General features: G+C 51.9%; 10 protein-coding genes. 5 read left to right on the forward strand and 5 right to left on the reverse strand.

The genetic code is table 11. From position 1 onward, the window contains the following. Positions 1-344: 344 nt before the first annotated feature. From qoxA to qoxD, 4 genes are read left to right on the forward strand one after another with little or no spacing between them, the layout of a single operon-like run. A complete protein-coding gene (qoxA, locus tag XYCOK13_RS01765) occupies positions 345-1,343 on the forward strand; it encodes a cytochrome aa3 quinol oxidase subunit II (protein WP_213410131.1) in 999 nt (332 codons plus the stop codon). Further along, positions 1,333-3,312 carry a cytochrome aa3 quinol oxidase subunit I gene (gene qoxB, locus XYCOK13_RS01770; protein ID WP_213410132.1) on the forward strand — a complete coding sequence of 660 codons (1,980 nt, stop codon included), beginning with the start codon at positions 1,333-1,335 and terminating at the stop codon, positions 3,310-3,312. The genes qoxA and qoxB overlap by 11 nt, the downstream gene beginning before the upstream one ends. Further along, positions 3,302-3,913 carry a cytochrome aa3 quinol oxidase subunit III gene (qoxC, locus tag XYCOK13_RS01775; protein WP_213410133.1) on the forward strand — a complete coding sequence of 204 codons (612 nt, stop codon included), beginning with the start codon at positions 3,302-3,304 and terminating at the stop codon, positions 3,911-3,913. The genes qoxB and qoxC overlap by 11 nt, the downstream gene beginning before the upstream one ends. Further along, positions 3,914-4,219, forward strand: coding sequence for a cytochrome aa3 quinol oxidase subunit IV (qoxD, locus tag XYCOK13_RS01780; RefSeq protein ID WP_213410134.1), 306 nt, complete (start codon positions 3,914-3,916; stop codon positions 4,217-4,219). Between the two features lie 573 nt (positions 4,220-4,792). On the opposite strand, the gene XYCOK13_RS01785 is transcribed toward qoxD, so the two are convergent. From XYCOK13_RS01785 to XYCOK13_RS01805, 5 genes are all read right to left on the reverse strand, one after another. Further along, complete coding sequence (locus XYCOK13_RS01785; protein WP_213410135.1) at positions 4,793-6,556, reverse strand: cache domain-containing sensor histidine kinase; 1,764 nt, start codon at positions 6,554-6,556, stop codon at positions 4,793-4,795. Further along, positions 6,550-8,121, reverse strand: coding sequence for a response regulator (locus XYCOK13_RS01790; protein ID WP_213410136.1), 1,572 nt, complete (start codon positions 8,119-8,121; stop codon positions 6,550-6,552). Before XYCOK13_RS01790 ends, XYCOK13_RS01785 begins: the two co-directional genes overlap by 7 nt. A 15-nt stretch (positions 8,122-8,136) precedes the next feature. Beyond that, on the reverse strand, positions 8,137-9,801 hold the full coding sequence (locus XYCOK13_RS01795; RefSeq protein WP_213410137.1) for an extracellular solute-binding protein: 1,665 nt from the start codon (positions 9,799-9,801) through the stop codon (positions 8,137-8,139). 267 nt (positions 9,802-10,068) lie between these two features. Beyond that, positions 10,069-16,254 (reverse strand): glycoside hydrolase family 9 protein, encoded by a 6,186-nt coding sequence (locus tag XYCOK13_RS01800; protein ID WP_213410138.1) that lies wholly within the window; start codon positions 16,252-16,254, stop codon positions 10,069-10,071. A 117-nt stretch (positions 16,255-16,371) separates the two neighbouring features. Continuing rightward, positions 16,372-17,916, reverse strand: a complete 1,545-nt coding sequence (locus XYCOK13_RS01805; protein WP_244864933.1) for an ABC transporter substrate-binding protein — start codon at positions 17,914-17,916, stop codon at positions 16,372-16,374. Between the two features lie 1,055 nt (positions 17,917-18,971). Here XYCOK13_RS01805 and XYCOK13_RS01810 point away from each other — a divergent pair. Next, positions 18,972-19,913 carry a phytanoyl-CoA dioxygenase family protein gene (locus XYCOK13_RS01810; protein ID WP_213410139.1) on the forward strand — a complete coding sequence of 314 codons (942 nt, stop codon included), beginning with the start codon at positions 18,972-18,974 and terminating at the stop codon, positions 19,911-19,913. Positions 19,914-20,668: the final 755 nt, after the last annotated feature.

Genomic DNA, 20,668 nt, shown 5'->3' on the forward strand with positions numbered 1-20,668 from the left:
CTCAAGTTGTGAGATACAAGCATATTTTACCATAAAGTCGTCCATTGGGACGGCTTTTTCTTATGCCGATCCCACGTCGCATTTCCGTCACAGTTTCATCCGATTTTCGTCACAGTTTTAACCGATCCGTAACAATTGGCTGCGCATGACCGTGGTATGATCAAAATCACAACGAGGACTCGATCACATTTGCGCGCCATGCGCAGTGATCCCTGTCACGCAAACAAAAAAATTTTTTGAACGAATTGTGAAATTTTTCTCAAACCTAGTTGAACAAATCTTTATTGCGCACAACGTTTCCCTGGGAACCCAACTTGCCGCGAGAAAAAGGAGATGAACTGGCCATGAAGCGATACCCCCCACAAAAACGGTGGATGCTGACACTCGCATTCCTTCCCGTCTTGATTCTGAGCGGCTGCGAGACCAATATGGTTGTCTTCCGGCCGCAGGGGCCTGTGGCGCGCAGCATTATGGAACTGATCAACTGGTCGCTCTGGTGGATGCTGCTTGTTGTTGTCGTTGTTTTTGCACTGTTCGCCTATATTGTCTGGAAATACCGGGAGCGCCCGGGTACGGAGGATATCGATCCGCCTGAGGAGCACGGCAGCACCAAGCTGGAAATTATCTGGACGGCGATCCCGATCCTGATCGTTATCGCTTTGACCGTACCTACCGTGAAGACGCTCTATGCCTTAGAGGAGATTCCCAAGGGCTACGAACATAAGGACACGGTCGTGATTCATGTGACATCCGCGGACTGGAAGTGGATCTTCAGTTACCCCGAGCAAAATATCGAGACGGTCAATTACGTCAATATTCCGGCGGATACACCTATTCTGTTCAAGCTGACTTCGGCCAGCACGATGCAGTCGTTCTGGGTGCCTGCGCTGGGCGGGCAGAAATACACAATGGGCAAGATGGAGACAGAAATGTTCCTGGTCGCAGACCACCCTGGCTCCTACTTCGGCAAGAACACAAACTTCAACGGACGCGGCTATGCGCAGATGGAATTTGAAGTGTTGGCGCAGACGCCTGCGGAATTCGAGAAATGGGTAGAAGACGTGCACGCCACCGCTCCTCCTCTAACAGAAGAGAAGTATGAGGAACTGCTGAAGCCGTCGCATCTCGGCCGTCTGACGTTCACGAATACACATCTTGAGTGGGTCAATCACGCGGATGTCGATTCGCCGACTTACACGAACCCGGAGCTTTACCGCTATCACGGCTATCAGGGCAGAGTGTTTGAAGCGGATGACCATTACTTGAACCGCAGGCCATCAGCAGAAATAGAAAATCATCACCATACCCCCCACAACGAAGGAGGCGAGCACCATGGGCATTAAGTGGGACGAGTTTTTCATAACGGGCGATCCGCTCATTCTGGGTTCCCAGATCGCCATTGCGCTCACGATGCTCGGCATCGTAGCCGGCCTGACCTATCTCAAAAGGTGGAAATGGCTGTGGCGCGAGTGGCTGACAACCGTCGATCACAAGCGGATCGGAATTATGTATATCATATCTGCTGTTCTGATGTTTTTCCGCGGCGGCATGGACGGCCTGCTCATGAAGGCGCAAACCTCGAGGCCGGAAATGACCTTCCTGGACGCCCAGCATTATAACGAAATCTTCACTACGCACGGCGTAATCATGATTTTGTTCATGGCGATGCCGTTCCTGATCGGCATCATGAACGTCGTCATCCCGCTGCAGATCGGCGCACGCGACGTCGCCTTCCCGCAGCTGAACGCGCTCAGCTTCTGGCTGTTTTTCGGCGGGGCGATGCTGTTCAATATCTCGTTCGTCATCGGCGGCTCGCCGGATGCCGGGTGGACGTCCTACTTCCCGCTCGCGGGCAAGGAGTTCAGTCCGGGCATCGGCAACAACTATTACGCCGTTGCCTTGCAGATTGCGGGGATCGGCACGCTGCTGTCGGGGATCAACTTTATCGTCACGATCCTGAAGATGCGCACCAAAGGGATGACCCTCATGCGCATGCCGATGTTCAGCTGGACGACGCTTATTACCTCGGTAATCATCGTTGCGGCGTTCCCGATCTTCACCGTCGCGCTCGGACTGATGACCTTCGATCGGCTGTACGGCACTCATTTCTTCACCTTGTCCGGCGGCGGGCTGGATATGCTGTGGGCGAACCTGTTCTGGCTGTGGGGCCATCCGGAAGTGTATATTGTGGCGCTGCCGGCGTTCGGCATCTTCTCCGAGGTCATCGCCACCTTCTCCCGCAAGTCGCTGTTCGGCTATAAATCGATGGTCATCTCCATTGTCGGGATCGCGTTGCTCAGCATGGTTGTCTGGGTGCATCATTTCTACACCATGGGCGCAGGGCCTGCCGTCAACTCGTTCTTCTCGATCACGACGATGATGATCGCCGTGCCGACCGGCGTCAAGATGTTTAACTGGCTGTTTACGATGCGCCATGGGCGGATCCGCACGACCACCGCGATGATGTGGGCGCTTGCCTTCGTGCCGTGCTTCGTCATCGGCGGCGTTACCGGTGTCATGCTGGCCATGGGCGCAGCCGATTACCAGTACCATAATACGCTGTTTCTGGTAGCGCATTTCCACTATGTGCTTATCCCGGGCGTTGTCTTCGCCGTCTTCGCCGGACTCTATTACTGGTGGCCGAAAATGTTCGGCTTTATGCTGAACGAACGGCTAGGCAAATGGCACTTCTGGCTATTCGTCATCGGCTTCAACGTCACCTTTATGCCGATGTTCTTCCTCGGCCTGAAGGGTGCAGTGCGGCGCAGCTACACGTTCTCGGTGGAATCCGGCTTCTCGAACCTGTTCCTGGTGTCCGCGCTCGGTTCAGTTGTGCTGGCTGCAGGCTTCGCCGTATTCTGCTACAACATCTACTGGAGCACTCGGCATGCAGACCGGAACATTCCGGGCGATCCGTGGAATGCGCGCACGCTGGAATGGGCAACGGCTTCGCCGGTGCAGGCTTATAACTTTGCCAAACTGCCTGTTGTGGACAGACTGGATGCGTTCTGGCATATGAAGAAAGCCAACAGTCCCGAGCTCACGCTCAAGCAAGACGAGATTGCGGACATTCACATGCCGAACAACTCGGGCCTGCCGTTTGTAATGGGTGTCGTCTTCGGGGTCGCCGGCTTCCTCCTCGTCTTCGAGTGGCATCTGGCAGCAGCAGCAGCGGCTCTCGGCATCTTCGCCTGCCTGATCGTGCGGTCCTTCGATTACAACGACGGCTATCATGTGCATAAAGAAGAAGTGGAGAAGACGGAAAAAGCGTGGAGATTGCGGGAAGGAGAGGTGAATCACTATGTCGGCTAAAGCTTACGACAACTCGGCATTGCCGCTGGAATATCAGTCGGAGCAAAACCGGATGAATATTCTCGGCTTCTGGATCTTCCTCGGCGCAGAGATCGTGCTGTTCGCCACCTTATTCGGGGTATATGGCGTGCTGTACGAGCGCTATGCCGGAGGCCCGACCCATCAGGATATTATTATGATCCGCGAGGTCATGATCCAGACCGTGATTCTCCTGACCAGCAGCTTCACTTGCGGCGTCGCCATCCACGAGATGCGGCGCGGCAGCCTGAAGGGCCTGCTGACCTGGCTGGTGATCACGCTGCTGCTGGGCGCCGGATTTCTGTACATGGAAATCAGCGAGTTCATTCACTACGTCCACCTTGGCGCGACGATGCAAACCAGTGCCTTCCTGTCCAGCTTCTTCGTCCTGCTCGGCACGCACGGCTTGCACGTCACCTTCGGCATCTTCTGGGCGATCATGGTGATTATCCAGCTGCTGCAGCGAGGACTGACGCCTGTGACTGCGCGCAAAACCTTTATCATCGGACTGTACTGGCATTTTCTCGATGTCGTCTGGATTTTCATCTTCACATTTGTCTATCTGAAAGGGATGGTGTCTTAAATGGAAAAGAAAATGAGCCGTTTTCCGCTCGGCCACGTGCTCGGCTTCTTGTTTTCCCTGCTGCTGACGTTCACCGCAGCCGGCATCGCATTGAAGACATCCCTGTCCTTCAAGACGATCATGTGGATCATCGGCGGATTGGCTGTCGTGCAAGCCGGATTGCAGCTGACAATGTTCATGCACGTCAATGAAGGCGAAGACCGCCACTCGCAATGGATCAACATTCTGTACGGCGTCTTCCTCGCCGTGGTGATCGTCGCCGGCAGCATCTGGGTCATGTCCTTCGGCGGCACGCACTCGCATTGACCGCTAACAGCGGGACTTCGAACGCACGCGTGTACACGGTCACTAACAATCGGACTTCGAACGCTCGCACATGCGCGGACTTGCTGTCTGTGATTCCCAACATGGCGCTCGGATTCGTGCTTTGCCGGGCTTCCTCTTCACGAGCAGTGGATTGCCGCGAACATTTCGCATCGCATACCCTTCCGCGTGTACGCGCGTGCAAATTATCGTGACCTGCTGCCGAAATACAACAACCAACACGGCTGTCCCGCGGGTAATCCCATACCTGTCCCGCGGGTAATCCCATACCCCGAGGCAGCCGTGTTGACCATTTGCACCGGCTTAGCCGGAAATAGCGGAACTTTGTGGACCTATGTTTCTCCAATCGCTCATACGCTGCGTGATAAGGGAATACATTGGTCTTGTAACGCCTCTTTTCCCTCCCGAACGATTGAACCGCCCCATATAAGACCACAAAAGTCCGTTAAAGCGAGACACCCTTCTCTTCGCACATCCATTAGACCAATCATTCCCTCTAAATTCCAACCATAGCCGGGAGTTGTCCGCTTGAAGGCATGCACGATTCAACGACTGTCAGTCCCTCAACCCGGAATCATCCTTTTTCCTTGCCGGAATTGTAATGACTATAGCTGTACCCATTCCAACTCTGCTGTAAATGGCAACGCCGTAAGCCAAGCCATACTGCAGCCGAATGCGCTCATGAACATTACGAATGCCGTATCCCAGACCAACTTCCGACTGATCCAGAATTCTCTTCTGTATGTCCTTGCTCATCCCTACTCCGTTGTCGATGATCTTGAAGACGAGCCTGCCCTCATCCTTGTAAGCCTGGAGGCGAATATGAATAGGATCTACGTATAAGGCATGCTCCAGAATGTTCTCCAAAAAAGGCTGAAGAATGAGCTTGATCGTCTCGAAGCCATATATATCCGCATGAATATCGTAATCAACCATCATCCGACTGCCGTGCTTCATCTTCTGAATCGTGACATACGCCTGCGCATGCTGAAGCTCTGCCGTTACCGGAATGATATTCTTCCCATTGTTCAGCGTAATGCGGTAAAAGGTCGCCAGCTCTTTAATAATCTGATCTTGCTTGTCAAAGTCTCTGAACTTCCCAAGCGTTCGAATGGAGTTCAATGTATTATAAAGAAAGTGCGGATTGATTTGCGCTTGCAGCGATTCCAGTTCCGCCTCCTTCTTCTCCAGATTCGCCAGATACACTTCCTGAATCAGTTCTTTCGTTTCCACCGCCATCCAGTTAAATGCATCCGCGATTTGCGCGAACTCATCATTGCCGTGATAGACAATGCGTTTGTCCAACTGCCCTTGCCTGAATGCCTCCATGGAGTGAATCAGCTTGTTGATTCTCTTGGAGAAAAACCGCGAGATCGAATAGCTGACACCGATAACGACCATAATCGCTATGATGCATATGATGATCGTAATCGTCCTTACACGATTCGCCCCTTGCTCCAAATCACTGTACGGGACGAAGGCTATGATGTGCCAATCCAATCCCTCTATAGGCTCCTCCATGATTAAATGGTTGTCGTACCAAGCTTCATCCACAGGCGAGCCTAACGGAAAGCTTGCAGTCCCTGAACTGGCATAGAGCACACGATGGTCGTTGTTCAGCACCACCACACTGGTATTTGCTCCGATCCTTTGGTAATTTACACTTCCAAGGACGTCTTCAATTTTGGCCGTGACGCGTATGGCCCCGATGCTTTCCATCGTCTGATGATTGTAGAGCCTGCGAATAGATGAGATATTCCCGTATTCGCCATCCTCCTCTACCTGTACCCAGCGCTCAAGCCCATCAAACACCTGGGGCGAGTCTTCGAACAACCTCTGCCACCACGCTTCACCGGATATCCGTTGAAAATGAAAGATTTCAAAATGATAGGCCCTGCTAAGCGGGTCCATAGCCGGGCTTTGATCGCCATACACCTCCGGATAGCTTTCATTCATCAGGTATAATCGGATCAAGGTTTTATAGGGGACAAGATTGGTCATGTTTTGCAGCTTGGGACTAATCATTTCTGCCATCGTTTGATAGATCGAATAGCTGTCTGTTAGATGCAGCCGCTGCTGGAAAGAAGCGTCCAGATAAAACTGATCCAACACACGACTCATGGTTTTCGTCTGGTAGCCGATGTTCTCCTTCATCTGCTGCAGCGTACCCTTCATCATGGAGCTTGTTTGCTCTTGGATAGACGCTATTGCACTTGTATAAGAGATCACACCAACTAAACTGACAGGGAGGATGACGAGCAGAACATACGACATCATGAGCTTGTATCCAAATGGCAGATGCTTCCTCGATGTCAGCATTGTTTCCTATACTCCCCTGCCGTCATGCCGACATAATCCTTGAACAGCTTGCTGAAGTGTGTCATATTTTTGCATCCAACCGCATTTGCTACCTCATATACCTTGAGCGTCGGGTTTTGCAGCAGCTTCTTCGCCCTCTCCATCCGTTCCCGGGTGATGTATTCGCTGAAGCTTTCACCCGTTTCTTCCTTGAACAGTTGACCCAGATAATTCGGCGAGAAGGAGAAATGGTTGGCCACCTCCTTCAAGGTTAGGGCCCGATCCAGCCGGTCCCCTATATAAGTCTGGATTTCACTGACCAATTTGTAATGCCTGCGCAGCTTCTTGTTATGCAGAAGCTCCGAAATCTCAAAAATACGCTTGCGCAACCAGGAGTGAATATCGTCAATCGTCTCGAATTGATACAAGATGTTCAGATGCTTCCATTCGATCTGGAGCATATCGAATATCGTCTCGTTAAGCGTATGGAGATGGACTTCAAGCTTCGTAATCAGATAGAGCGAGTAATGATAAATGCTGAGCTTGTCCCGAAGGTTCTGCACATGCTTGAACAGCTCGTCCAGCCTGTCTACAATGGCGACGAGATCATAATGCGACATAGCTGTGAACAGATTTTCCACCTTCTTGTCCAAATCCATCGCGAATTGCTCATCGCCCGCATGATCCTCGTCAAATTCAATGACCATGCACTTGCCGCGAAACATCTTGGCGGACAATGCCCTTACGGCTTGCTCGTAGGAGCAGGGGAGCTCCGACCATACCGCAACACTGTTCCCGAGTCCAATCGTGATCGTTACTGGGTACTGCGACTTCACGAAATCCACCATGCGGTGCAGCAGCGATACATGGTCTTCCCGATTCGATACGACAACCGCCATCCGGTAGGTGTCAACTTGGCAATACGTCGCGATGCCCGCTTCCTCCACCCGGGTCGCTATCGATGCAAAGAGCTGGTCAATTGTGCGTTTGCGTTCTGCTTCAGACTGTTCATTCAGCTTCCACATGGCGTCGTCTACTTCAATGACTGCGGCACGCACGCTGTTCTGCTGGGCAGCGATGCCGAATTGCTCCATCAAGGCAAGCTCAAGCTCCGGGTCGTTCGCCCCCTTTAAATATCTCTCAAGCAGCTCATTCTTGAGAATGAACAAGGTCCTTTGAATAGATTGCTCCCGTTCAGCATGCATTCGTTCCTGCTGGAGCGTACGATGCACTTTCCGCAGCACTTCCGCCAATTCCTCTTCATCTACCGGTTTAAGGACATAACTGCTGGCATTCATGGAAATAGCCTTCTTCGCATAATGGAAATCCTCGTATCCGGTAACGAATACGAGTTTCAAATTCGGGTTGACCAGCAGCGCTTTCTCCGCCAGCTCCAAGCCTGACATGATCGGCATCCGGATATCCGTCACCAGCACATCGACAGCATGGCTTTCCAAGTACTGCAGCGCACTGTAAGCGTTGTCACAGGCTTGCGCAATAACCATGCCGTATTGCCCCCATGGAATAAATTGCTTCATGCCCTCTAGCTCTAGCTGTTCATCATCTACCAGCAACACCTTGTACATGCAGCCGATGCCTCCTTAGTCGGTACTAGTGAGATTCTGCCTATTTAACCGCATCAGATTGTGTTGCCACTTCTGCGTTCGGTATTCCAGTACACGCTCATACCCCAATTGCTCGGTTTCCCGCTTAGCCTGCTCGATGAGCCGCAGCACTTCCTGATCATTCTTGGCGAACAGGATCTGCTTGATATATTGCGCAATGATTCCCGATTCGTAGTCCGTAACCTGCTCTGTAATGACGCCAATATCGCTTTCTAACGGGGGATCAATATTCAAGTACTCCGTTACGTCCCTTGACGTTGGCCAAACAATGTTCATTTGCGCCAGGGTTGTCCAATCGTCAAGCTGTTCAGCATGCTGCGTCAGCACCTTCACTCTGGCTTGATCCACGTAAGTGGAATTGACGGCCCAGACGTAGCCTTCCATGTTCTGTGCATCTATGACCGACCGAGGCGTGTTGAGCCAGGTTTCATTGGGAATCGGATACCCTTCCTCGTCCACTTCATCCCAATACAATCCGGGGGGCCCAAAGAACATAATTCGTTGTCCCTCTTCGCCAGTCATCCAATCGAGATAGGCAAAGATGCCCTCCGGGTTGTCTGCGTTCGTCGTAATGACATTCACGTTCCAGCCCAAGGTGTTATAATCATTCGAAAACACTTTGTTCTTGTCCACCCCTTCTTTATGAAGAGGCCATATCATCTCGTAGCCTCCTTGGGGATCGATCGATCTCCAGGCATGATGCGCTTCCCGCCCCTCATTGGCCGCATTGATGCTGGCAAAAACCGCTATTTTTCCGGTATTCAGTTTTTCTTTGACCTGATAGCTGGTTTGCGTCAGCACTTCTTGGTCCAGCAAATTTTCCCTGAACAGCTTGCTCGCAAAGAGCATGGACTCTACCCAAGCCTCGTTCTCCAATATCGATTTCAGTTGATCGCCATCCGGATATGCTTTCATACGGGCGTAGCTTATCGGCATATCCTCGCCAAAACCGGCAAACAGAATATCAAGGTCCGTTGTTATTCTGCCGAAGCTCAGTGGAACCACATCTGCATACTGACTGCGAACAAGCTCTAAATACGTATATAAATCTTGATAGGTCTCTAAAGGAGGGGAACCTAATTCTTGATAGATTTTCGTATTGATCATCCAGCCGCTATTGCCTCTCGGTGTTTTCGTATACCAATTGGGGAACTGATACAGCTTGCCGTCTCCCGATCTCAACCTGTTCAACGTATCCTCGCCCGCCAGTCTTTTCAAGTTCGGATACTTGTCCAAATAAGGATCGAGCGGGACCAAGAGCCCTGCCTTCCTTAACCGCTCCACGATCAGCCCTTGATCGAGCATAATGGCATCCGGCAATTGATTCGTCGCCAGCATATTCGTTAGCGTCTGTTCAGCAATTCCGCCAGATCGGATAGGGTTTACCGTAATATTCAAATTATCCTGTACCCACTTGCTGTTCGGACTTGCTCCCCACTCCGGGGTTTGCCAAAAATCGTAATGAATGTAATACGAAAATTGCAAGGGAGTCTCGCCAAATCTAAACGGCTCGTCCGCATCGGCTGAACGATGTATCGGATTGTCCCCCTCTGTCCGCTCGCTATCCTGTGAATGGTTTTCGCACCCTGCCAGCCAAACCGCAAAAACCGCAAGAACCATCAGGTATCGTGGTAAACGCAATATCTACTCCCCCCTATCTGAGGTCTATGCTTATTGTACGAGATTTCGGTCACTTAGCCTAGTTGACTTTTGATGTGAAAAAGCCCCCTCCGTCCAGGAAAAGGTCTCCATTGGCCAAAGGGGTATTGAATAGGGAGGTCTAGCTTATCCACTAGTGTATCGCATTCTCCCTTCCCGCATCTATTCAGCTAAGCAACGAAAAGTTTGTCAGATCAATGGAAGAAAGCCCATCCGAAGATGAGCTTTCTAAGATGAGCCTTGATTTGTTTACTGCAGCAACTGCCAGATGGCTTGTGCGCCTTCTGCCCGGTTGACTGCCGCTTTCGGAGCAAATTGATTGCGCTCTCGACCTTGCAGCAAGCCAAGTTCCTGTGCCGTCTGTACGTCTTCCAGTGCCCAAGCGCTGATGCTGTTCGCATCTGCAAATGCAGCATAGGATTGGCGGGAACCCGGTTGGCCCGATTTGCGTTCGTAAGCCTTCACCAGAACGACCGCCATCTCCTCGCGAGTGATGGTCGCATTCGGAGCGAATTCAGTGTCACTGCGCCCCTTAATAATTCCTGCCTCATAAGCCGCTGCTACTTCTTTGGCGTACCACTGGGATTCATTCACGTCGCGGAACGAAGTTTCCCCGCTGGCTTCAAGTCCCAGAGCGCGCACGATGAGCGCTACGAATTCCGCACGAGTCACTTCACGCTTCGGAGCAAATTCGGTGTCGCTGATGCCCGCAATAATATGTCTCGCAGCCATTTTCTTTATGACATCATGCGCCCAATAGTCTGCATGCACGTCTGCAAAGGACTTGTCGAACTCGAGCACAGCGTATTTGCTAAAGTGGGAAGCTTCAGCAGACATGCTGCCATTTGCTTCAGTGCCGCCTTTATATTCAATCCTGCTGCTGTCCGAGATATAGTACATGCCGATTAAATCTTTGTTTGCTCCTTCCGTTACATTCAAGGAAATGCGGACGGGCTTCTTAAAGGTTTGAAGCTGCTTTTCATTGCCGTCCTTATCCACGATCGAAAGCCGGAAATCATAGATGGCGCTGGCTGCCTTCAGCTTGGCTTTAGCATGCTCTTCGGCTTGCCGCACAAGCAGCTCAGCTTCATCTGCCGCCAACACGTTGACCTCGAACACAATAATTGCGTCTGCCAGCGCATCCTCAGCAAGCAAAGCTCTGAGCTCCTCCAGAACTACGCCGTCTATTTCAATCTCGAAATCTTCCCGTTTCAGAATAAGCCGGTTGCCGTTGCTCCATGCAGAAGCGTTAGCTGGCAGCAAAACCTTCTTGCTATCCCGGTCGAGCTCAATCACAACCTTGCCGTCCGAATCGACAACAGGATTTGCTAGCTCAGCCTCATCCGAAGGAGCGATAGAGCCGCTGCCGCCAGAACCGCCTCTCTTCCGCTGTTCACCGATCAGGTACATGTCCTTGAAGAAGATCGTTCCTTCTCCGTCAAGCGGCGAGAGCGTGACGCCTCTTACGGCTTCCAGCATCAATGGTTTATTCAGCGGCACGCCATCCGGCTGCCAATTCCGCTTCACAAAGTTCTCGTCATCGAACCGCAGCGTTACTTTGCTCCAATCAGCACTGTCCGCTTTTATGATCCATTCCCAGCGAACATCATAGCCGTCGGAGAATTCGACGCGAATGCTCGATCCCGTATCGCCTTTCACATTGATCGTGAAGCCTTCAATCTGGCTCCAATCTTCTACAAATGCACCCGTTACACCCATCCAACCGCCGCCGTACGTATAGTCGACCTTAAGCGAGCCGTCACTTTCGAAGTTAGCTGCTATCTTATCGCCGCCGCCCTCGAAGGTTGCGGTGAAGTACTGGATGTAATTTTTCGTCAACGAGCCGGGGCCGGTCACTTCCGGCAGCTCATAAACCGGCTCTTCCTCTTGCAATCCAGTGAAGTAGGTCAAAGCCAGCACGACAGGCGCCACGTAATCAATCGCATATTCATTCGATGCGAAAGAGCCGAGCTTATCGACGTATGCTTTGGCTGGCGCAATATCCGGGTTCGCTTCCAAGAAAGCCACCAGATCCGGATCGCCGCTGTTATTGAAGATGTTCGGTCCGCCTACCAGTAAGCCCGGAATAAGCGTTCCTGTGCTGTTGGTCATGCGGCTGTGCGGATTGCGGGTCGACTTCGTCCCGGCGCCAGTCACATAGCTGTAGCCCGTTGCATTGCGGCCGAGAATATAGTGTACCTGTTCGAGCGCCCCATGCACATAGGCATCATTCGCTTCCAGTTCGTTCGCCAGCAGCAGCAGCGTGCCTTTGGCAATCGCATTCTTGGCGGAAGCCCAAGTATATTCCTTGGTCAACAGGGAGGTGTGGTAGCCGTCTGTTTCGATTTGCGCTAGGATCTCATCCGCATAGTCCAGCCATGTTGAGCGAACAAGGGCTTGGTACTCTTCCTCAGCGCCCTCCGCAGTGGCATAAGCAAACTGACCTAACGGCAGTCCATTGTTCCAACCAGGAATGTCCGGTTCTGCTTCCATGTAGGGCTTCAACTGATTAATCAGGTATTGCTCATAAGCTTTGTCGCCTGTTGTCTTGAACAGTTCGGCCGCGGCCCAGAAGCGCTCTTCATTATCCGTATATTTATCATAGGCGCCCGATCCGCTGTCCTGTCCGGCATCGTTGCGGAAGAATGGCTCCGGGTGTGCTTCCAAGTAAGCAAAAGCCAGCTTCGCCCGATCCAACAGTTCGGCTGCATAGGCAGCATCGAATGGCTCATAGACTCTCGACGCCATGGCCACCGTAGCCGCATACATAGCTGTCCCATAGGTGGACATGCCATAGATATACCGCTCGCCTTGATCATGCTCAGGCGCGATCGACATGCCCGGCCAATCCTTGCCGGACACCTTGTGATACACGGCGCCGTCTGGACGCTGCATCTTATTCAGGAAATCCAACTTATACTTGACCTCGATCAAGATATCGGGCAGATCCGTCTGCCGTTCCGCCGTCGACAATCCCTCCGGAATGACGAATTGTCCCTTGGCGAACTTCTCCGTATTCAGTTCGTACGCCAACAGCAGTTGTGCGGCAGTGACAGCGCCCGGTGTCATATATTTGCCGTAGTCCCCTGCGTCGTACCAGCCGCCAAGCATATCCAGGGCATCGCCTTGTTGGTGGAACTCGTCAGTAAAGTACATCTTGGCCTCTGCATCCTGCGGATGTCCCATCGCATGCTCCAAGCCCGTCCAAGGGTCCTTCAGCTCAATGTTCGCGCGAGCCAAAGTGTAGTATCGCACGGACTCCATGTAAGACTGGCGGTATACATCCCGATGAATCTCGAACGGCATCGAGACGCCATAATCGGCAACAACGAGATAATAGGAGCCCGGTATGTTGAAATCGGTAAAGTCCGCATGCCTTACTTGATCGCCAGAGTTGAAATCATCGATCTCCTGGCCTAGATTTCCGGTATATACAATCTGGTTCTGATGGATATCGACGATGTGGAATACGTTCACACCCTCGGTGTTGACCACCATCGCCTTCTTGGGAAAGTTCGGCAGATAGCCTACCTGGTTGACCTTGATATGCCCGCCGATGCTAGGGATATCTGCTGGAGCCAGTTTGTTGTACAGGAACATCTTCGAGAAAGTGATCGTCCCTGAGCCCGACAGCGGCGACAGATTAATCCCCTTCACCCGCTCCAGGTTCAACGCTTCGTCATCCGGAACCGGATTGTAGTCTGTTCGATACGCAAACTCAGCGAACGGAATTACCCAAGTCTTCCCGGCTGCTGAATCATCAGTAATGATCTTCTCGTAGCTGGCTCCGTCTCGATCAATCAGCTCGATCCGCACGTCATGGCCGGTATTGCCCTGAACGGTTATTTCGAATCCGTCGAATGAAGACCAGTCCTCCTCAATCGTTGCCGGCACGCCCGCATATCCGCCAGCTGAGATGTCGTAGGTAATTGCCACGGACCCATCCGGATTCACCCTTCTTTCAATGCTGGAGGCAGGGTCCTTGAACATTTCGTTGACCGTAAAGTTCTGCATATAGTCATGATATACGGCTCCCGCAACAGTACTGCTGCCGGAATCCGCTGCAATGGTTACAGGCTGCCCTGCGGCTGTTGCCGCCTGGACAGGTTGGTTCGCAGCAGCCGCAGATGCGCCTGCCTCTCCAATTACATACATATTGGAGAAGTACATCGTGCCCTCGCCGGCCAGAGGAGACAAGGTAATGCCAGTGATGACCTCCAGCGTCAACGGCGTATTCGTAGGCGCCCCGTCAGGCTGCCAGCTGCGCTTGGCAATCTCGTCGAACAATAGGACGACTTCCTTGCCTGCTGCGCTGTCATCCTTGACGATCCATTCCCATCTGACATCATACCCGTCCTGGAATTCAACGCGGACCTCATCTCCCGTATTGCCGCTGATCGTAAAGCGTATGCCCTTGATTCCGGTCCAATCCTCGGGAAGGATTGCATTAACCCCCATCCAGCCGCCGGCATGCTGGAAGTAATCGACTTTCAATCGGCCATCTGCCTCGAAAGTTCCTGAAATTGTTGAACCGCCGCCTTCAAATTTGCCCGTAAAGTACTGGGTATAATCGTCGGTCAAAGAGGCTTTGCGCTCCGGCTCCGGAAGGACATGCTCAATGCCGTCATCATAGGCCTGTTCGTTCTGGGTGAAATAAGACAAGGCGAAGAATACAGGCGCTGTATAATCTATCGCATATTCATTTGACGCATAGGAATCAATCACGTCCAGATAGGCCTTCGCAGGGGCTGGATTGGATTGTTCCAGGAATTGATCCAGCACCGGATCGCCGCCATGATTATTCGGCCCTCCAACCAATAAGCCTGGAATATAAGTCCCCGTGCTGTTCATCATCCGATTATGCAGATTCTTGACAGCCCTGGTTCCGGACCCGGTTAAGTAACTATATCCCGTAGCATTGCGACCCAGAATATAGTGCACTTGTTCCAGAGCGCCATGGATGTAAGCCTCGTTCGGCTCTATGGTATGAGCCAGAAGCAGCATATTCCCCTTGCTGACAGCGTTCTTCGCTGAAGCCCAGGTATATTCCGTAGATAACAAGGACGTGTAATAGCCGTCTGCTTCAATCTGGGCCAGGATGTCATCCGCATAGGCCAAGAATGCCGCCTTGATTACTGCCTGCTTGTCAGGATTTGCTCCTTGCGCTGTGGCATAGGCATAATGGCCAAACGCAGAACCATCAAGCCAGGCCGGAAATTCAACCTCTGCGCCAAAGGTTTCATTATTAATCAGATCAGCTTCATATACGCTCTTGCCTGTTGTCTTGAACAGCTCTGCAGCAGCCCAGTAGCGCTCCTCGCTATCCGTATACTTATCATAAGCGCCTGATCCGCTGTCCTGACCTTCGTCGTACCGGAAATACGGTTCAGGATGGTTGCTCAGATAGGTGTACGCCAGCTCGGCTTTCTCCAGCAACACTTTGGCATAATCCGCATCGAATGATTCATAGGCCCGAGCCGCCATGGCGAATGTTGCTGCGAACATCGCTGTTCCATACGTAGACATGCCGTACACATAGCGCTCCTGGGTGTCCATCTCAGGCGCAATGGTCATCCCCGGGAACTCCTTGCCGGATACCTTGTGGTAGACAGCGCCGTCCGGACGCTGCATCTTCATGAGCCAGTCCAGCTCAAATTTCGCTTCCACCAATACGTCAGGCAAGTCAGTCTGACGATCCTCTTCCGACAGACCATCCGGAATCATGAATTGCCCTTTCGAGTATTTGGCCGGTTCCAGCTCATAGGCGAGCAGCATGTGGGCCAGCGTAACCGCAGCAGGCGTGACATATTTGCCGTAGTCGCCCGCATCATACCAGCCGCCGCTGACATCAATCGCGTCTCCTGCCTCATGGTACTCGTCACTGAAATACATCTTGGCTGCTGCATCCTGTGGATGTCCAAGCCCGTGCTTCAGTCCGGTTATCGGATCATCCATCTCCACATTCGATCTGCCCAAGGTGTAAGAACGCGCCGCATCGATGAAGGATTGACGGTACACATCCTTGCCGATCCGGAACGGATAAGAGAAGCCTGATCCCTCCACCCACAGCATATAAGTGCCTGCTGTATTATACGATGTGAAGTCCGCTTCCCGAATGGTGTCCCCGGAATTCGGGTCCTCGACAGGCTCGCTTAAAGCACCTGTATAAACGGCCTCATTCGTATACACGTCGACTACATGGAACTTGTTCGTGCTATACACATCGTCGGTGACAACGATCGCTTTCTTCGGATAGTTCAACAAATAGCCAACCTGATTGACCCTGACATTCTCCCCCATATTGGCCAAATGGCCGCTTCGAATCGGTTGTGAATCAGCTGCATGCGATGTGGGGACATTGGATAAGTGAAACCCGCTTACAGCCATAGCAAAGATTATCAGACAAATCATGCCCTTCTTGAAGTGAACCCGCATACGGACAACTCCCTCTACAATGTAGTTGTACAGAACGTAAGAAGCACGTAATCACAATACCCAGAACCGAGAGAAGGGCTTCTCTCGGTTCAAGGTCACGATATTGCCGATTACAGCTTACTGATTGGCAAGGAATTCGTCGAACTGGCGCTGCTTCTCAGCCAGTACATCGTCTAGACCGGCTGCTTTCATCTTCTCGATGTATCTCGGCAGCACCTCATCCGGGTCAACTGCGCCGACATTCAGGGCGCCGTCATATTCCGTGCGAATGTTCACCAGCGCAGCGATCTGTGTCTTCACCGCTTCGCCGTCGAAGGTGAAGCCTAGTCCAGGAGAGTTGATGCCTTCGTCGTTGAAGCTCTTGAACTGCTCCCATTTCTGCGGATCTTCCGTATCCCATAAATAGTTCAGGAACTGGTTGCCGAACATCCAAGCAGAAGCTGGCGAATAGTTTGCTGTCTGCTCGGTGGCCGAAATAACTTCACCATCCCGCGTATAATGCTCGCCTTCAATACCGAAGTTCAGCAAGTTGTTCAGGTATTTATCCGTGTGCAGCAAGTTAACAAACATCAATGCGCGTTCCGGATTTTCCGAAGACTGCGAGATCGCCAGCATGGAGCCTGCCGTTTCCGAAGTCGCAATTGTTTTTGGCGTTAATTCAATCTGCTTCAGCTTGCCGTTCAATCCAAGCGTACTGGCCAGCTCGTCATCCTTGCCAGGCTTAAGCGAAGCCGTAATCATGAATACATTGCCCGCCTTCAGCGCGTCACTGGTTGACAGTGTAGTCGTCGTTGCATCCTGGTTGATATAACCTGCCTGGAAGAATTCGCGTACCAAGTCCAAATGATTTCTGTAACGATCAAATTCATAGCGCGGCTTCACCGTTGTGCTCTCCTCATCCTTCAGGATGACGCCGGGAATGTTGGAGTCGCCGAGAGGATCATACAGTCCGATATAATCAGAGTTGAAGTTCTCGCCTTCCCGCATGAACAATGGGATCATTTCCGGCAATTCTTCCTTCACTGTCTTCAGAATCGGTCGAAGGTCTTCGAGAGACTGAACCGAGTCCATATCCAAACCAAGCTCTTCCGCAATATCCGATCTGTACACTACGCCGCCGGAAGCCGCAAGCTCCTTATTCGTCGGGATGCCGAAGTTCTTGCCGTTAATCTTGGAGCCCGTCAGGAATGCCGGATCCAGGGAGGCCACAATCTCCTGGCCCGCTTCCGTGTTAGCCAGCAAGTCGTCCAGTTCCAGGAAAGCGCCCTTCGCGACATTCACCACATAGTTGCTCCATTGCGCAGTGAAGTAAATGTCCACTGGCTCGCGGGAGGCGATCATCAAGTTAACCTTCTGATCCCATTGCCCCCATTCAATCGGTTCAATCGTGATGGTGGCATTGATTTTTTCTTTCAAATACGCATTGATCTCAGCCATGACTTTGTCATGATCCCTTTGCTTTGTTCCAGGGTACACCATATGAAGCTCATACGGTTCCAGCTCGCTGGCTGCAACGTTTCCGCCATTATTAGCCTCTGAGGCATTGTTACCGCCTTCTGACGTGTTACTGTTATTGCCGCCGCCACATGCTGCCAGCACAAGCGACATGGCGAATACGACAATAAGCAACGTCAACAGACTCTTCTTTGCTTTTTTCATCATACTCTTCTTGACCCTCCATTTAGTTTTTTTACTGTACCATTCGGCATTTCGGATTGCCGCAGGAGCTCTCGCATACGAAATGCCCCTTCTCAAACCTATTCTATGTTGTTCCAATCCTTGAAACTACTTACGAAAACAACGAAACATTTGCTAGACCAACTCAAAAAATGAACTATGGCTTACCGGGAACGGCGCAAGATGATCTCGGCGTGTCGCTTTCGCTCCTCTTCATCGGTAGTCCGGCATGCAACGTCTCCGCATATCCGGTGGATCATCATCGCTTCGGACCGAACGAAGCGCCGCAGTTTGTCGTTACAGCTACGGAGAACATGACGCGCCTAACCATTTTCTCAAAATATTCTCCTCCTTATGACCCAATTGTAGCTTCACAACTCTATGATTCGTTCATTCTAGCATTGGCAGGGAGAGAATAGATTTAAAGGATCTTTAAAGAAAAGGCGTCTATGCGGATCTTGTGGAAGGAAATGCGCAGAACGAGAAAGCAGCGCCGCGCCGGCGCTGCTTCATGTCGATTAGTTGCGCTTCGAATAATACCACACCGCCGTGGCAATTTCCTTTCATGTTATCCTCCCTTCTTTAGACGCAAGTACGTATGGTGGAATATGCCTCTCCATCAAGCCGGGGCTTGTCCGCCAGCTGGTTGTCCGTCCATTCAATCGCGCCTCCCTACTTTCGCCTATCTATGTGACATGCAGCCCTATTCTCAGACGCCGAATGTGCGGATTTAATCATTCAAGCTATCTCTAATTGCCAGTCCCCATCACTGCAATCAACTCATTCAAAAATGGTATGCAATCCCCGCCATCCGAAGGCTTGTGCTTACCCGAGCGCAGCTGCTGTCTTCGTGATCGCCTGCTCGACGAGCTCGCCCTTGAGCAGTTCAGTTATTGCTTGACCAATGGGCACGGTCGGATTTTTTTTGTAATATTTTCCTACAGGAATAAAGATGCCAATATTGAATAGACCTAAAATAAGAATACGCTTTCATTCTAAATGCTGGTAATATGAAACCAACATCATTGGAGGAATGCATCTTGCCTAAAGTACTGTCGAACGAACAAATCGAGCATTTTATGGAAAAGGGCTGGGTTAAAGTCGATCAGGCTTTCCCCAGGGAAGAAGCGCTGAAGGTTCAAGATTTCCTGTGGGACCGTCTTGCCGAGCATGGCGTAGACAGAGATGACAAGAGCACCTGGACCAAGCCGCTTTATCGGCTGGGCAATTATACCGACTCCGTCGCAGACGGGTGCAATACAGACCGGCTGACCGGAGCTGTGGAGGATCTGATTGGGGAAGGCCGTTGGCGGGAAGGCAACAAGAAGCATAACGCCGTATGGGGCGGCTTTATCATCAATTTCGGTCCGGAGGTGCCGGGAGGCTGGCATTATGACGGCAGTCACTTCCACCACTACCTCGACAGCTGGGAGCAGGGATTGCTGTTCATTGGCCTATTCTCCGAAGTGCGTCCTGGCGGATCGGGCACGCTTGTAGCGGAAGGCTCCCATAACATCGTAGCCAAAGTCCTGGCCGAGCATCCGAAAGGCCTGCCTCTTGGGGAAGCGATCAAGCTGTGCAACCGGCATCCATGGCTGGCGGAGCTGGTGAGCCTGCAGAAGAAGAATGCGGATGACGATATTTATGCCGACGAATCTCCCGCGGATAATCGTGCTGCCAAGAAGGCGCATCTGGCCAAGTTTATGAACACGACATACCAGGATCCGGACGGCTATTCGCTGCGGGTCGTGGAAACCACTGGCAGTCCGGGCGATGTCGTGCTGTGCCATCCGTTCCTGTATCACTCCGCTTCCGACAATGATCTGGGGATTCCGAGATTCATGTGCAATCGCTGCACGCCTACGCATGAACCTATGAATTTCAACCGAAGCCGTCCGGAAGAATACTCCATTGTGGAGAAGACGATTCGAAGATCGCTTGGCCTGAAAGATCATGAAGGATTCCCGTTCAAACGGGCATAAGCCACAGAGTAGCCGAAAGGGGCTGCTCCTAAAACGGGAGCAGCCCCTAGCGTGGCCGTGTCATATACCCTGTCGCAGTAGCTGCCAGGTTGTTGCTATCAGGAGCTCCTACCAAGCATTAGCTCACAAGCACTTACCACGCCATTACACCCGTCGCTTGCATCTGGAGCTTGCATCTGGCACCTCCACTTGGTGCTTGCATCTGATACTTGCATCAGGCGCTTGCAACTGACACATCCTCTTGGTGCTTGCATCGGACGTTTGCATCTGGCACTTACACCTGACTCCTCCACTTGGTGCTTGCATCGGACGTTTGCATCCGGTACTTGCAACTGGTCCTTACATCTGGTACTTGCATCAGGCACTTACACCTGACACCTCCACTTGGTGCTTGCAACTGGCGCTTACATCGGACGCTTGCATCGGGTACTTGCACTTTGCGCCTGCTGCAGCACCCCTTTTCCCGGCATCTTCATCCCCGGGGCCTCCAGCTGTCCGGCTTGCAGCTGCGTGCTTAGCAGCTGAGCTGAGTCCAGCGCCTTGGTTGTGGACTCATTAACGGAACTTATTGGTCCTATATCTCAGCAACCGCATGTATGCTGCACGATAGACGACATATTTGGTCTTATAACGCCACTTTTTCCGCTCTGGAGCTTCAACCCCCCGAATAAGACCGAACTTTCCCGTTATCACTTCGCACATGCCCGTCTCTGGATGAATTAGACCAATCGCTCCACTAGCCTTGCATCAATGCT

This window comes from Xylanibacillus composti, assembly GCF_018403685.1.
Taxonomy (GTDB): domain Bacteria; phylum Bacillota; class Bacilli; order Paenibacillales; family K13; genus Xylanibacillus; species Xylanibacillus composti.